12 protein-coding genes are annotated in these 14518 nt (G+C 55.2%); 2 read left to right on the top strand and 10 right to left on the bottom strand.

Translation table 11 applies throughout. From position 1 onward, the window contains the following. Nucleotides 1–51 precede the first annotated feature (51 nt). The 3 genes from ABLO27_RS04160 to ABLO27_RS04150 are packed head-to-tail and all read right to left on the bottom strand — an operon-like array spanning nt 52 to nt 4737. The gene (locus ABLO27_RS04160) at nt 52–1674 is read right to left on the bottom strand and encodes a caspase family protein (RefSeq protein WP_353030665.1); all 1623 of its coding nucleotides are present in this window, start codon (nt 1672–1674) and stop codon (nt 52–54) included. Nucleotides 1675–1700: 26 nt separating this feature from the next. Further along, on the bottom strand, nt 1701–2003 hold the full coding sequence (locus ABLO27_RS04155) for a hypothetical protein (RefSeq protein ID WP_353030664.1): 303 nt from the start codon (nt 2001–2003) through the stop codon (nt 1701–1703). A gap of 19 nt (nt 2004–2022) precedes the next feature. After that, nucleotides 2023–4737, bottom strand: coding sequence for a caspase family protein (locus ABLO27_RS04150; RefSeq protein ID WP_353030662.1), 2715 nt, complete (start codon nt 4735–4737; stop codon nt 2023–2025). 301 nt (nt 4738–5038) lie between these two features. Here ABLO27_RS04150 and ABLO27_RS04145 point away from each other — a divergent pair, with 301 nt between their 5' ends. Beyond that, nucleotides 5039–5890, top strand: coding sequence for a GNAT family N-acetyltransferase (locus tag ABLO27_RS04145; protein WP_353030660.1), 852 nt, complete (start codon nt 5039–5041; stop codon nt 5888–5890). Nucleotides 5891–5925: 35 nt separating this feature from the next. On the opposite strand, the gene ABLO27_RS04140 is transcribed toward ABLO27_RS04145, so the two are convergent. The 7 genes from ABLO27_RS04140 to ABLO27_RS04110 form a co-directional block, all read right to left on the bottom strand. Next, nucleotides 5926–6870 (bottom strand): ornithine cyclodeaminase family protein, encoded by a 945-nt coding sequence (locus ABLO27_RS04140; RefSeq protein WP_353030658.1) that lies wholly within the window; start codon nt 6868–6870, stop codon nt 5926–5928. A 105-nt stretch (nt 6871–6975) separates the two neighbouring features. After that, nucleotides 6976–8055, bottom strand: a complete 1080-nt coding sequence (locus ABLO27_RS04135; protein ID WP_353030657.1) for a calcium:proton antiporter — start codon at nt 8053–8055, stop codon at nt 6976–6978. Between the two features lie 172 nt (nt 8056–8227). After that, a complete protein-coding gene (locus ABLO27_RS04130; RefSeq protein ID WP_353030655.1) occupies nt 8228–9007 on the bottom strand; it encodes an ABC transporter ATP-binding protein in 780 nt (259 codons plus the stop codon). Next, nucleotides 9004–9759: an ABC transporter ATP-binding protein gene (locus ABLO27_RS04125; protein ID WP_353030653.1), complete on the bottom strand. Its 756-nt coding sequence runs from the start codon at nt 9757–9759 to the stop codon at nt 9004–9006. Before ABLO27_RS04125 ends, ABLO27_RS04130 begins: the two co-directional genes overlap by 4 nt. A 10-nt stretch (nt 9760–9769) precedes the next feature. Next, nucleotides 9770–10906: a branched-chain amino acid ABC transporter permease gene (locus ABLO27_RS04120; RefSeq protein WP_417714737.1), complete on the bottom strand. Its 1137-nt coding sequence runs from the start codon at nt 10904–10906 to the stop codon at nt 9770–9772. Between the two features lie 4 nt (nt 10907–10910). Continuing rightward, nucleotides 10911–11939: a branched-chain amino acid ABC transporter permease gene (locus ABLO27_RS04115; RefSeq protein ID WP_353030651.1), complete on the bottom strand. Its 1029-nt coding sequence runs from the start codon at nt 11937–11939 to the stop codon at nt 10911–10913. 85 nt (nt 11940–12024) lie between these two features. Then, a complete protein-coding gene (locus ABLO27_RS04110; RefSeq protein ID WP_353030649.1) occupies nt 12025–13371 on the bottom strand; it encodes a substrate-binding protein in 1347 nt (448 codons plus the stop codon). 489 nt (nt 13372–13860) lie between these two features. Between ABLO27_RS04110 and ABLO27_RS04105 the strand changes: the two genes are divergently transcribed. Continuing rightward, complete coding sequence (locus ABLO27_RS04105; protein ID WP_353030647.1) at nt 13861–14469, top strand: pyridoxamine 5'-phosphate oxidase family protein; 609 nt, start codon at nt 13861–13863, stop codon at nt 14467–14469. Nucleotides 14470–14518: the final 49 nt, after the last annotated feature.

The following is a 14518-nucleotide window of genomic DNA, read 5'->3' as shown; positions in this document are numbered from 1 at the left end:
AAAGAGCTTTATACCGCAACAGGATACCTGCCTCTCCCAGCGGAGAAACATCTATCCGGCAGGTTCCGTATAGACGCCGGTAACACCAATTGCATCACCCGATTTGCCAATCAGTTCCACCAGTTTGGCGGCAAGCTTGGTCCCGGGTTGCTGACCGTCCAGCGCTGAAAGAACGCCCACGAGCTGTGGCATGGGATCCTTGCCCCGTACCATGACAATATGATCCGCTCCAAAGGGCAGCGCGGCCCGGAGGTTCAGAACATAGGGAACGTTGGCGTTCAGGGAGGTATCATTGCCGAGAGGGTCAGACGTCTTGTCAGGGGCCAGCAAGCGCAAGGTTCCATCCGCTTCCAACGCAAACACGGTCATGAAGCCGCTCTGATCGGACTTGAGACCAACCTTGAACGCAGAGCCTTCAGGGATGTGGCCGACGGCCGGCTGCAACGTTCCTTCTATCGGCTGACGGTCTCTTGAAAGCGCATAGAGGTCCGCAAGAAACATCCACTTGGTCACGACGTCGGCAAAGCTGTCCGCGTTTGCCGCATTCTTGCGCAGCACAACATCACCGAACTTGGTCAGAACATCACCGTTTTCCACGTCCCAGAACAGGTCGGCGCTTTCCTGTTCGACGATCTTCAGGCGTCCCTGATGTTGTTCTGAAAGGATGTTGAGCAATGGTGTTGCAGTTGCCGTGCTGGCTGAAATGGACAAGCCGGAACTTGTCTGACTGAGAATGTCGTCATTCACCCGTGGCAAGACTGCAGACCTTGAACCGCCACCTATACGCAGACTCGGAGTTTGCCGCCCTTCCGTTGCAACACGAACGGTTTCCTGAAGGAACAGTGTCAGCTCCTCCATGGAGATACCACCATCTCTATTCAGGTCTGCCCGCCCTTCCACGCCGCGTGCAAAAGACCAACTCAACGCACCGCGAGGTTCTCCGGCAATGATAAGCTCCGGTATGACTTGTCCGTCTATCGTTGCTCCAACATAGATGACGTTTGGAAGCTGCTCTTCACCCGGTTGCGCCTTGCCGACATCAGCCAGGATCGGGTGCTTTGACTGTTGACGCAGGACATCGTTCTCCAGAGGAGGAAGCCCTACCAGCCTCGTTCCCAGTTTCTTGATACGAGGATCGACCGATCGTGTCATGGTGCCGGAATGACAGCTATCGGCGAGCACCAAAACGTTTCTCTCACCTGCAGCATGCAACATCGCCGCGACATCATCGTCACGAAGGCGCTCCGCATTTCCTGGAGCGGATGTGTCGAACCCCGCAAGAAGAAAGACTTCGTCAAATCCGTCTTTTTCTGAACCCTTGATCCATTCCTCTTCTTGTGCCCCGTGCCCTGCATAGGACAAAACAAGAACATCCTCTGAATCCGATCTTGCGACAAGCGCCTGCCACGCATCCAGTATTCCCTTTCGCGTGGCGGCTTCGTCATAAAGGGTCGTGAGATCCCGAACACCTGCTGCCTTCAATGTGCCTGCTATGTCCCGTGCGTCGTTTACCGCACCGTTCAATCTGGAAACGTTCTGATACGCATCTATCCCGATAACCAGCGCACGCCATTCCCCTGCCCGGGCATTTGCCGTGAGCAGGAGAAAGCCAAGAGCAAAAGCCAGGCCGCGAGCGAGTTGTCGCAGAGAACCAAACCCGTTTCGAATACTCATCAGGAGCCTCGCCGGCGCGTTAGAGCTTAGTTCCAGGAACCGCCGCCACCGCCGCCGGGGCTGTCGTTGCCTCCCCCACCGCCGCCACCGCCGCCACCGCCGCCGCCGCTGTCGTTATTGTTGTCGCGAAGGCTCGGATCATTGATCGGGTCAATAACGGCTGGTGCGGCTTGAGAGGCCGAGGCAACCTGAGGAGACGATGCTGCAGGAGTGGGTGGAGTGCTCGCCAGCGGTGCTTGCGTTACACCGGGCTTGTATTGAGCCTGGCAACCCGCGATTAACAGCGCCGCAGCACCTAGCGCCGACAGAAACTTCAAATCTGATTTCATCTTACCTCTCCTTAAAATCCTAGAATAAATCGTACCGGGGTCGGCTCTGTTCCCATTGAAATTTCACCAGGGCGATCAGAGCCTCGTCCCCCTTTTCCGGGGCGCGGTCCGAGGAGTTAAAAAATCTTGTCAGGGCTTCGCGTGTTTTGCGTCCGGGTTGTCCGTCTACGGGCCCTGGTTCAAATCCGAGATCGGTCAAAGCCTGTTGCAGCACCTTTGCCTTGAGCGAGGAGGATGCTTTTGCCAACCCCTCCTTGCCTTTCTCGGCTGCGGGAGAAGACGGATCCACTGCGACAGACATGGCCAACATGCGGATTCGATCGCGCTGGGCATTCTCACCTGATTGTTTTCCGAGCATGAAAGCGGTGTTGTAAGCTCCCCAGGGATCTCCTCGCTCGGCACTTTCACGGAACCATCTTGTGGCTTCATCAGAACTCTTTTCCACGCCCTGACCATTGAAATAGAGCAAGCCTATTGCTGTCCCTGCCGCAGGGTGGCCGCCGTCATGCGCCTTCTTGAACCAGCCCAGCGCAGCATCGTAATCAACCGGGATGCCTCTGCCGTCACGATAAAGCGTGCCCATGTTGAGGAAGCCATAGATGTCTTCTCGAGCAGCAGACCGATTGTAGTAGTAGACCGCCCGATCAACGTTCTCCGAGACGTGCTGCCCGCTCAGATAAAATCCGCCGATGGCATTGTAGGAAAAAGTATGCCCCGCCTCTACGGATTGCAGCAGCTTCTCCAATCCGGCTTTTTCGTCCTGGTTTGTTCCTTCCCCTTTTATTTCGGCCATGCCCAGAGAATGAAGCGCATAGGCATCTCCCCTTTCTGCCCCTTTGCGATAAAGCTCGACGGCTTTTTTCCGATCGCGGTCCACACCTGCGCCCAGGTAGTACATGCGGCCCAGAACCTGCCCGGCCCGCACATGGCCCATCTGATAGGCCCGCTCGAAATAAGAAATGGCGCTATCGAGGTCTCCACCAGCAAACGCTCCGCGACCACGCTGGAACACGAACCGACCTAATTCCGGGTATGCAGCCATGGCTTCAGCACACGCCTTGTCGACGGTTTGCGGATCAAGTTCGTTCGCCAGCCGTCCTTCTGTCACTGCCTGCAAATCGAATGGCTGCGTTGCCAGCTGATCGCATTGATTGACCCGAGGTTGCACAATCTGCGTGATGGTCTCCGGTGTATGCCCTGACTGTGCCGGCAGCTCGAGTTGGAAACGACGTGCTTCAGTCTCGCTGCCGATCTGCGGTCGCACCGTGAGTGATGCCAGGGAAGAGACCGGAAGCCGATCACCGTTTTGCAGCAAGCGTCCTTCTGACGACAGCTGCAGGTCCGGATCAACCGAGACAACTTTGAGCCAGTCGCTGGTCGCAGGCAATCCCGTCACTGGCGCCTCCGGATAGATCGGCACGGGCCCGACACCGATATCAGCTTCAACAGCTCCCTTTGTGGACAAGTCGGTCAACCAGGCAAGCAGTCTTGAGAGCTTTTCCTGTTTGTCAGCTTCCGAGGCATTGTCGGCAACTGGCGTGTCTGCCTGCACCATCGTTATGGAAGCAATCGCCGAGGCTGTTCCGCCCCACTCATCCTCAACCTGATAACCTATCAGCTCGACATCACCGGCAGCCGCTTCGCCCGGAACAAACTCAATGGATGCGAGTTCCGCAGCACTTATCACGTGACCTTCAGCAACTTCCTTGCCATCTGCAGTTCGCAGCATTCCCTTTTCGGGCGACAGGGTCAGCGTTGCCTGCAGTTTGCCGCCTTCCGGCTGTACCGGTTCGGGAATATTAAGCGCAAATGCCTCCTGACCGGCCGGAACGCTGACGCGATGATGCGCCATCACAATTGGTTCCGGCTTTGGGGGCACAAAGTAAAACCTGGTTACCAGCGTGGAATCTTCATAAGGGATCTGTTGACCGCCAGTCTTGCGAACCACCTCATCGCGAACCTTCGTCATCAGGTCCTTGATCTCCAGTGTGGGATCAAGGGCATTGTTGACGACTGACGTTGTGAAAGGGCTCATCGGTCCTTCCCCGTCATACGCGACTTGCCCAGGACGCGTCGCGTAGGAAATGAAGGATCCGAGTTTGTTCGGTATGCGCCGCAATCCGCGTGTCTTTCCGAGCGCATATTCCTGTTCGCCCCAGAACAGACTGCCGATTTCAAACGGATTGTCCCGGCAAGCGTCCAGCATCACGATTTGCAGACTGGAAGCGGCCTTCATGTAATCCAGCAGATGCGAGACTTTGAGGCTCTCGAATTCGAGATCGTATTGCGACGACAGCTGTGCATCGACCGGCAGAATGAAATTGGACTCGCCAACCTGCAGCGCGTGGCCGGAATAATAGAACAGCGCGGTATCGCCATCATTGAGTTCACGAAGGAATTTGCGAACGACCTTTTCGAGTTCCTTCTTGCTCAAATTGGTACCGATCGTGACCTCGAAGTCCGCTTCCCGCAGGACCCTCGAGATCTCCTCAGTGTCGTTCAACGGATTCTCGAGCGGCTCGACAAATTGATAGTCCTGGTTACCAATGACCAGCGCGATGCGCCGGCCCGCGTCATCAGTCGTCGCCCCCAACGCTTGTGATGATGTCAGGGCAAAGCCGAGTGGCAGACTGATCAGGCCGACATGGATCGCCCGACAAAAACCTGACGTCGGAGCGGAAACCGTTTGCCTTGCCGAATGCAAGACAGCTGACAAATAATTCCGTTTCTTCATAGCGTCCTCAGCGCCTTACCTTGCACTGCAGTTTTGCTTTGGAACAAATAAGTGTCTGTGACGAAACACACATGATAGCTGCTTCAAACGGAATCGAGGCAGCGTTGAATCTCTAAAAATAACGTTGAGTAAAGTGATGCATACTTGTCGTCGGGACGCAAGCCACACATCGACGAAACCGGACAGGGTCTTTGTAGAGCTGGAAGCAGAAACCTGAATTTCGAATGACCGGATTTCTATTTTCAACGAGTCGATTTAGGTTGCAGGACGTAATGACGAGATTGCAGCAGCTGGAAGTCAGATGTCTGAAACTTTGAAAATCCGCCGCCTCCAAGATGTTGAAATGCACATTCCTCTGGAGATGGCGATGCAGGAAGGCTGGAATCCCGGCGTGGACGACGGCCCGCCCTTCCATGCGGCTGATCCAAACGGCTATTTCGCCGGGGAAATCGACGGACAGCTAATCAACGTCATTTCAGCGGTCCGCTACGGGGATGAATTCGGCTTCATCGGCCTGTACATCTGCAAGCGTGAATTCCGGACACGGGGATATGGTCACCAGATCTGGGATCACGCCATGAAATATCTTGGCGCTCGGGTTTGTGGCCTGGACGCCGTGAATGAGCAGACCGCCAGCTATGGTGAACACGGTTTCAGGAAGATCTATCGCAACATACGCCAATACGGGATTTCTATTTGCGATACTCCGATGGATTCCCGTGTGGCGCCGCTCGGACAAGGTATCTTTCCGTCTGTCAGAGACTATGACAGACGCTTTTTTCCCGCCCCACGCACGGAGTTCCTGCAATTGTGGACGGCACCGATGCTTGAAACGCGGAGAGGATTTGTCTTTGTCGAGGACGGTGAAGTGAAAGGCTACGGCGTTATCCGGCAGTGCTACGAAGGCTACAAGATCGGTCCACTGTTCGCAGACACTCCAGAGATCGCAGACACCCTGTTTCGGGCCCTCGCCGGGCCGGTGAAGGGGCAATACATCATGCTGGACACACCGGAACCCAACGCTGCAGCGCTGCTTCTGGCCGAGAAGTACGAGCTGTCTCCGGAGTTTGAGACATTCCGTATGTACCGGGGATCGGTGCCCGATCTTCCCCTCGATCAGATGTACGGCATCACCACATTTGAACTGGGCTGAACTTAACTGGGCTGACCGGTACCAATGATCAGCCGCTACTGTTCAGCGTTTCGATAAGCAAGTATCGCTCCGGCAAGGTCCTCCAAGGCCGCACCAACAGACTTGAACATGGTGATGGCGTCATCGCTTTCGCGACCGGGGTGGTCGCCCCTACAAAGCTCGTAAAGGTCGGCCTTGATGTCCTGCGCGGTTATCAAGCCCGACTGAAGCGGTTGTACAATGTCGCCGCCTTCGGAAAGACAACCATCGCGCGTATCGACAAATACATCGGCTCGTCTGATCACATCATCATCGCTTTCCCGCATGTTCGGCTTGAAAGCGCCCACCAGATCGACATGTGCACCGGGCTTGAGTTTGCGTCCAAGAACCAGGGGTTCGGTGGACAATGTTGCGGAGCTCACGATATCGGCTTCGCCAAGCGCATTCTCAAGATCTTCAACAGCATCAAACTTGGCGGGGAATTGCGTCTCGAGTTCCTTGGCCAGCGCCTCGGCTTTTGCCACTGAACGGCCCCAGATCGAGACTTTCCTGATCGGTCGAACCGCCATGTGGGCAGCGACCAGGCTGGGCGCAAGGCGACCTGTGCCAACGACCAGAAGATGACTTGCATCGGCGCGTGCCAGATACCTTGCAGCAAGGGCTGATGCGGCGGCAGTCCGGCGTGCTGTCAGTTCTCCACCGTCAATCATTGCGAGCATTTCGCCAGTGCCTGCGTTGGACAAGAGATACTGGGCTGAGACCGCCGGCAGGCCTCGACCGGAGTTTCCCGGAACAACATTTGCGACCTTTACTCCCGAGTATTCTCCGGGCAACCAGGCCGGCATCAGCAACATGGTTCCATCCGCCTCTCCCGGGATCTCCACATCGTGATGATGGCGCGTTGGCATCACGCAACCGGAGCGGAACATGTCCGCCAAGGAATCAATCAGATCGGAAAACGGCAGTGCATCGCGGGTTTGTTCTTCGGACAGGAGCAGCATTTGCCACCTTTTTTAGTTTTGGAATTTTGTGAAACGGACCAAAGCACATTCGCGTTTGCGCACCAAGCGAATGACATCTTGAGCACGGGATATCTTGCGGATTCTTCAGGATAAATCGAAAATCATCATGACATAGGCCGCGAACAGAGCCAGATGTACGGCCCCTTGCAGGTAACTGGTCGTTCTCGAACCAAAGGTGATGAGACTGACGAAAAGTGTCAGGACGAGCATGATGATATCCGCAAATTTCAGCCCGAGCTCGATCGTGTGTCCGGTTACCCAGCCAACAAGAAGAACTGCTGGTACCGTCAGGCCGATGGTCGCAACCGCTGAGCCCAGGCAGATATTCACGGCACGTTGGAGTTTATTTTCCCGCGCGGCCTGAAGCGCGCTCAATCCTTCTGGCATCAGCACAAGCGCCGCCACGATGAATCCGCTCAACGCCAGCGGAGCCCCAACGCCGGCAATGCCGAACTCAACATAGAGCGCCAGTTTCTTGGAAAGGAGGATGATCGGCAGCAACGCCAGGAACAGTCCAAAAACATGAAAGGGAATCGACCTGACAACCACATTGTGATGGCCGTGATCATCGTCGGTGTCATCCGGTTGGCGGAAAATGTCACTATGCGTGACGGTCTGGATTGCCAGAAACACGCCGTAGAGCAGTATCGACATTATGACTTCGAATGTAGCTTGTAGAGGAGACAGTTCTCCTCCCGGAGCAGAGTGTGTCACTCTTGGCAAAACAAGTGCAAAAACAGCAAGGGGCACAAGGATCGACATGAAGGCGTTGGCGCCTTGCAGGTTGTAGGTCTGGTTCCGGTGACGCAGTCCTCCTGCTAACAGGCAAAGCCCGACCAAACCGTTCAATACAATCATGACGACGGAAAACATGGTATCGCGTGCCATGGCCGGCGCAGCTTCTCCGGAAAGCATGATCGCGACAATCAGTGCGACTTCTATGCCTATGACAGCCAGAGTAAGAATAAGTGTTCCGAATGGCTCTCCAAGAATTGTCGCCAGGCATTCAGCGTGCCTTACGACAGAAAACGCGCACCACATAACGGTCAGAAAGATAACTGCCAGCAACCCTAGCGAAACACCAACACCCATTTCTTCAGGCTTCAGGGCATCTCCGGCGGCAGTAAAAACCGCGAATACAAGAAAGCCGACAAGGCTGGGCAATTCAGATCTTAGAACGGACACAAGACACCACTGAAGCAAATGAAAAGAAAGATATCGGCCGAAACTATAGGATGCTGCAAAGGTTTCCCGCAACACGAAGATTCACTTCAGGTTGCGCACGAAAAAAGCCGGCACTGAGCGCCGGCTTTCGTTCCGTTTTGACAGGCTTGGCCTAGATGGCCAGATATTCCTGGCGCAGTTCCGCGTTGTCGAGAACCTCCTGCGCCACGCCGTCGAAGACCACTTCGCCCATGTCGAGAATGACAGCCCGATCAGCAAGGTGAAGCGCCGCGATAGCGTTCTGCTCAACGATGATGGTCGTGATTCCCAGGTCCTTAACACCTTCAAGAATGCGCTCGATTTCCTGAACAATGACCGGTGCAAGCCCTTCATAGGGTTCGTCGAGCAGGAGCAGCTTGATGTCCCGTGCAAGAATCCGTGCAACGGCGAGCATCTGCTGTTCGCCACCCGACATGGTCACGGCTTCCTGGGATCTGCGCTCGGCCAGACGCGGGAAATGATCATAGATCCGTTCAATGGACCACCCCTTGGGCTCCGCAATCTGTGAAAGTTCCAGGTTTTCCTGAACCGTGAGCCCCGGAATGATGCGTCGGTCTTCAGGGACCAGCCCAACTCCGACGCGCGCAGCCTGAAAGCTTTTCATCTCGTGCAGCGGCTTGTGATCCAGCCAGATCTCGCCATGTGTGAGATTGGGATCGTCCATGCGGGCGATTGTCCGCAGGGTCGACGTCTTGCCGGCGCCGTTTCGGCCAAGAAGCGCAAGAATTTCACCTTCACGGACATCAAAACTGACACCTTGAACAATGTAGCTCTCACCGTAGTAGGAATGGATATCCCAGGCGGAGAAAAAGGCGGGCGCAGTGCCCCGCGCCTTTTGCGGCTTGATGGACGGTGCAGTTTTGCCGGCAAACTGATCTTCAAGAATGGTCACAGGTGTGCTCCTCCAAGATAGGCTTCCTGCACACGAGGATCACCCTTTATGTCTTCCGGCCTGCCTTCTGCAATGATCGCACCCTGAGCCAGAACCGTCACTTTCTCTGCCAGCGAAAACACGACGTGCATGTCGTGTTCGATCACGACTTTGGTAATGCCGCGGTCGCTGATCCTCTTCAGCAGATCGATCGTGTTGTTGGTGTCGGCGCGAGACATGCCGGCGGTCGGTTCATCAAGAAGCAGCAATTTGGGATCCTGAGACAGGCACATGGCAAGCTCAAGCCTCCGCTTGTCGCCACGCGAAAGAGATCCGGCAATGATCTCCCTTTTCTCCGCGAGCCCGACATCTTCCAGCATATGAAGTGCCTTGTCCCGGATTTCCGCATCACGATCCAGACGCTTGAAGGCATGCAGGGCGAATTCACCGTCCCGCTTCGCCATAGTCGGGATCATGACATTTTCCAGCAAAGTCAACTCGGCGAAGATTTCCGGCGTCTGAAACACGCGGGAAACGCCTACCTGGTTGATTTCATAGGGCTTCATGCCGGTGAGTGAGATGTCACCGAACATCACGGTCCCGGTATCAGGAGCAAGACGACCTATCATGCAATTCAGGAAGGTTGATTTCCCTGCTCCGTTGGGACCGATGATTGCGTGAACCGTTCCCTCTTCCACCGAGAAGTTCACGTTGTTCAGGGCTCTCAAACCACCGAACGACTTGTTCACACCCTCGACACGTAAGATTTCCATTTCTACATCCTTACTCAGCTGGGGCGGTCGCGCCGGTCGGCGCGGATTTGCGTGAAGAACGAGTGAACAGACGCGTGATCCTGGAGATGCCCTCCATGAGACCACCAGGCAGGAAGATCACGATCAGCATGAACAGCACGCCGAGTGTCAAATGCCAGCCTTCACCAACAAACAGACCAGTAACAGCCACGACCGGGGTTTCCAGGAAGTCCGGCAGGAAACCAAAGATCTGATGCAAAGTCTGTTCATTGAACGCCGAGAAAATGTTCTCGAAGTACTTGATCAGGGCGGCGCCAAGAATCGGGCCGAGAAGAGTACCGGCTCCCCCAAGAATGGTCATGAGAACCACTTCACCTGATGCGGTCCACTGCATGCGTTCCGCACCGGCCAGCGGATCGGTGATGCACATAAGCGCACCGGCGAGCCCTGCATACATGCCGGAAATCACGAAGGCCGCAAGCGTATAGGGACGAGGGTTAAGTCCGGTGTAGTTCATCCGGTTCTGATTGGTCTTTACAGCACGCAACATGATGCCGAACGGAGAACGGAAGATCCTCTGCGCAACAAAGAAACCGATCAGGAGCACAACCGCACAGAAGTAGAACCCTGCATATCCCGTCATTTCGATCCCGAATAATGACGAGATCAACGGCCCGTCTGTCTGCGATGAACCATCAAAGATACGGGGATCGCTTTCCAGAACGCGAAGTCCGGTTTCGCCGTTGGTAATCGGCGTGAGAACCGAATAGGCCAGATTGTAGGACATCTGAGCGAAGGCAAGTGTCAGGATAGAGAAGTAGATTCCAGATCGACGCAAGGACACGTAACCAATTGCCAGCGCGAAGATACCGGAAGTAACGACTGCAAGAACTGCGGCCGGAATCGGGTTCATGCCAAGCAGCTTGAACGACCAGACAGCGGTATAGGAACCAACCCCCAGGAATGCTGCATGTCCGAATGACAGGTAGCCCGTCAAGCCAAACAGTAGATTAAACCCGGTTGCAAAGAGACCGAAGATGGCAAACTTCTGCAAAAGATCCGGATATCCGGCACCGATCGGCGCCAGCCAGATTGGCATTGTCAGGACCGCGGCGGCAAAAATCACGAAGTAGATAGCGTCACGCGTAGGAGATGAAGTCGTTGTCATGTTCTTAGTTCTCCATGACGCCTTTGCGGCCCATCAACCCGCGCGGCCGCACGAGCAGGATAACCACTGCTACGAGATAGATGATGATTTGGTCGATGCCCGGGAAGATCGCCTTTACTTCGTTCATGGAAGCAAATGACTGGAGAATACCAAGCAGGAAACCAGCTGCGACAGCACCAGGCAAGGATCCCATCCCACCGACGACTACCACGACAAAGCTGAGCACCAGGAAGTCCATACCCATATGATAGTCAGGTGGCAGGATCGGCGTGTACATGACGCCGGCAAGACCTGCGACAACGGCGGCAATCGCGAAAACGATCGTGAAACGGCGTTGAATATTGATCCCCAAGAGACCGACAGTATCACGGTCCGCCATACCGGCTCGAACCACCATGCCGAATGTCGTGAATTGAAGGAACGCGAAGACAGCGGCAATCACCGCGGCGGCAAAGCCGAGATAGACCATTCGCCAATAGGGATAAACGATCACACCGGGATCGAAGCCCAAAGCAGCTCCAATGTCAGCGGCACCGCGCACCGCGCCGGGAGCGGCCTGAGGAATGGGGTTCGCACCGAAAATCGACTTGATGATTTCCTGTAAAACAATCGCAAGACCAAACGTCACAAGGATCTGATCCGCATGCGGCCGGTTGTAGAAATGCTTGATCAGCCCGCGTTCCATGATGAAACCGACCAGCAACATCACGGGAATGGCGATCAGTATGGAGACAGGCACCGAGTAGTTGAGAACCCAGGCTCCGAAATCGCCAAGATACGCTTCAACATATGGGGTGCGGACTTCAAGAGGCGTGCCCCAGGCAGTGGTTTGTGTCGGATCAACCGTCACCAGCTCTAGACTGAGCAATGCGTTGAAAGACACCGCGCAGAACGCGCCCAGCATGAACAGCGCCCCATGGGCGAAGTTGACGACCCCAAGGGTCCCGAAAATCAGGGTCAATCCGAGAGCGATCAGCGCGTAGGCGCCGCCCTTGTCCAACCCGTTGAGCAATTGAAGTAGAATCACATCCATGGTTTTGCCGCCAGCTGCAGAGCCTTCCCCCAAAAAACGACAGCCGCCGGTGGCCGGGCCTCCGGCGGCTGTTTTTCATCAGACCTTAAGCGCCGTTGTTACAGGCACCCAGCTCGCCACCGAGCATGTCTGCAGGATACTCGACCTGCGAACGCGGGGTCACTTCAACAACTTCCAGAACGTCGAACTGCGAGCTTGGGTTTTCTTTCCCCTTCACGACGAGAACGTCCTTGAAGCACTGGTGATCTTCCGCACGGTAGAGGGTCGGACCATTGCCCATGCCGTCGAACTCGAAGCCTTCGAGTGCAGCTGCGATCGCGCAAGGCTCGAACGTTCCAGCGCGCTGTGCGGCATCAGCGTACAGCAGAGCCTGAACGTAGCAGGTGTGCGCAGCCTGGCTTGGCGGGAAACCGTATTCCTGACCGAAGGACTTAACGAATGCCTTGGAGCCTTCGTCCTGAAGCGACCAGTGCCAGTTTGTGGAACCGAAAATGCCCTTGACGTTTTCACCGGCACCTTGGGCCATCAGGCGCGAGTACAGCGGTACGACAATCGCGAAGTCCTTGCCGTTGACCTGTTTGTCACGAAGCCCGAACTGAACTGCCTGTGTCAGGGAGTTCACCATGTCTTTGCCGTAGTGGTTCAGGACCAGCACGTCAGCTCCGGAGTTCAAAACCGGTGTGATGTACTGCGAGAAGTCACCTGCACCCAGAGGTGTGCGAACAGCAGCCGCTGTGTTCCAGCCCATGCCTTCGGTGTACTTCTTGATCGAACCTTCCTGCGACCAGCCCCAGGTGTAGTCTGCGGTCAGGTGATAAGCGGTCCGGTCTGTACCAAATGCATTCTTGAGCACCGGAGCCAGTGCAGCACCGGACATCTCGGTATTGAAGAAGTGACGGAAGCCGTTCTTGCGCTTGTCTTTGCCTGTGGTGTCGTTGGAGTGCGTCAGACCGGCCATGAAGATAACACCGGCTTCCTGACACAGAGACTGAACCGCAATGGCCACACCGGACGACGATCCGCCGGTGATCATGACCGCACCGTCTTTTTCGATCATACGCTTTGCGGATGCGCGCGCAGCATCGGATTTGGTCTGGGTGTCACCGGTCACATAGGCGACTTTCTTGCCATTCACACCGTTGCCCTGCAGGGCCTTGGACGAGAACGTGTTCAGCATGCCGCCGTCGCCCTCACCGTTGAGGTGCTTGACCGCAAGCTGATAGGCGCGCAGTTCGTCTGCACCTTCATCGGCGTATGCGCCTGTTTGCGGAACATTGAAACCCAGGATGACTTCGGCCCCTGTCGGCTCGTTCAGATAACCTGCGGACCAGGCTTTGCTGGTAAAGATAGTCGGCGTGGCAAGAGCTGCCCCGCCCATCGCACCGGCGCGAAGAATCGAACGGCGGTTAAGGGGTTTACGAATTAAGCTCATACTTTCCTCCCAGAAAGGCATGGCGGTCCACCTCGGACGCGCCTGCTATAGCTGTACAGCCGCAAGCAGCACTGACCTGTTCCCCGACCGGATACCCGGTTCCTCATTGCCAAAACTGCAAGCTACGTCGACTGTAAAAAGAGCAATTACAAAACAGCAATACGACTATCGGCGCGGGCACTTGAGCACTCTTATTATACTTTCGAAGTATTCACGGCTAATAATCTACATTTACCTGAATATTATTTTGCATTGCACCATTAAAAATCTTCTGCAAATCCAAATGATTAATATTTTGCATTTCCGCGGCGCAAAGTTCCGTGAACGTAATGGTCAAAAAACATCACAATTATCAGTCACTTATACGAAAGTTGCATAGAGAACCCGCTCTCATGACCGCCAAAGCGAATTTGACGGCTCCCAGCCACGAAATATATGGTCCCTTTGCCTTCGACACCTTGCCCCATTCAAACACCGGGATACTGATTCATGACCATTTTGGCGTCATTGGACGAACTGCACGCCCATTACGGCACCGCAGGAGAGGCTTCGCTGATCAAGGAAATCGACTATCTTTGCCCGGCCTACAGGAAGATCGTGGAAGCGTCGAATTTTTGCGCCTTGTCGACTTGCGGTCCCGAAGGAACAGATTGCTCACCGCGTGGTGACGATGAACCGGTCGTCCGGATCCGGGATGACCGAACTCTTCTGATGCCCGACAGACGTGGAAACAACAGACTCGATTCCCTGCGCAACATCATTCGCGATCCTCGTGTATCTCTGATGTTCATGGTTCCGGGTTGGAACAATGTGTTGAGAATCAACGGACACGCACAAATTTCAGTCGACCCTGATCTCCTTCTGTCTTTTGAGAAAGAAGGCAAGCAGCCAAGGTCCGTTATCGTCGTCCAAGTTGACACCGTCTATTTTCAATGCGCGCGCGCGATCATTCGTGCGGATGTCTGGAACGCTGAGAAGCAAGTCGCTCTCGGCGAGTTGCCCTCTCCAGGAATGATCATGCAGGAAATCAAGGAAAGCTTTGATGGTGTATCCTATGATCAGGAATGGCCGCAACGTGCAGCCAAGAGCATGTGGTGACCAGCCTGCGCATTCCTAAGTCGCGCACCCGGCACAAAGCCTATTGTGA

Source organism: Roseibium sp. SCP15 (genome assembly GCF_040329435.1).
Classification (GTDB): domain Bacteria; phylum Pseudomonadota; class Alphaproteobacteria; order Rhizobiales; family Stappiaceae; genus Roseibium.
This window is presented reverse-complemented; position numbering and strand designations above follow the sequence as displayed.

Bases quoted from the DNA above. Each gene is read 5' to 3' on its own strand.
- ABLO27_RS04120 (WP_417714737.1), bottom strand. From the start codon at position 10,906: ATGACAACGACTTCATCTCCTACGCGTGACGCTATCTACTTCGTGATT.
- ABLO27_RS04145 (WP_353030660.1), top strand. From the start codon at position 5,039: ATGTCTGAAACTTTGAAAATCCGCCGCCTCCAAGATGTTGAAATGCAC.
- ABLO27_RS04125 (WP_353030653.1), bottom strand. From the start codon at position 9,759: ATGGAAATCTTACGTGTCGAGGGTGTGAACAAGTCGTTCGGTGGTTTG.
- ABLO27_RS04115 (WP_353030651.1), bottom strand. From the start codon at position 11,939: ATGGATGTGATTCTACTTCAATTGCTCAACGGGTTGGACAAGGGCGGC.
- ABLO27_RS04160 (WP_353030665.1), bottom strand. From the start codon at position 1,674: ATGAGTATTCGAAACGGGTTTGGTTCTCTGCGACAACTCGCTCGCGGC.
- ABLO27_RS04110 (WP_353030649.1), bottom strand. From the start codon at position 13,371: ATGAGCTTAATTCGTAAACCCCTTAACCGCCGTTCGATTCTTCGCGCC.
- ABLO27_RS04155 (WP_353030664.1), bottom strand. From the start codon at position 2,003: ATGAAATCAGATTTGAAGTTTCTGTCGGCGCTAGGTGCTGCGGCGCTG.
- ABLO27_RS04140 (WP_353030658.1), bottom strand. From the start codon at position 6,870: ATGCTGCTCCTGTCCGAAGAACAAACCCGCGATGCACTGCCGTTTTCC.
- ABLO27_RS04150 (WP_353030662.1), bottom strand. From the start codon at position 4,737: ATGAAGAAACGGAATTATTTGTCAGCTGTCTTGCATTCGGCAAGGCAA.
- ABLO27_RS04105 (WP_353030647.1), top strand. From the start codon at position 13,861: ATGACCATTTTGGCGTCATTGGACGAACTGCACGCCCATTACGGCACC.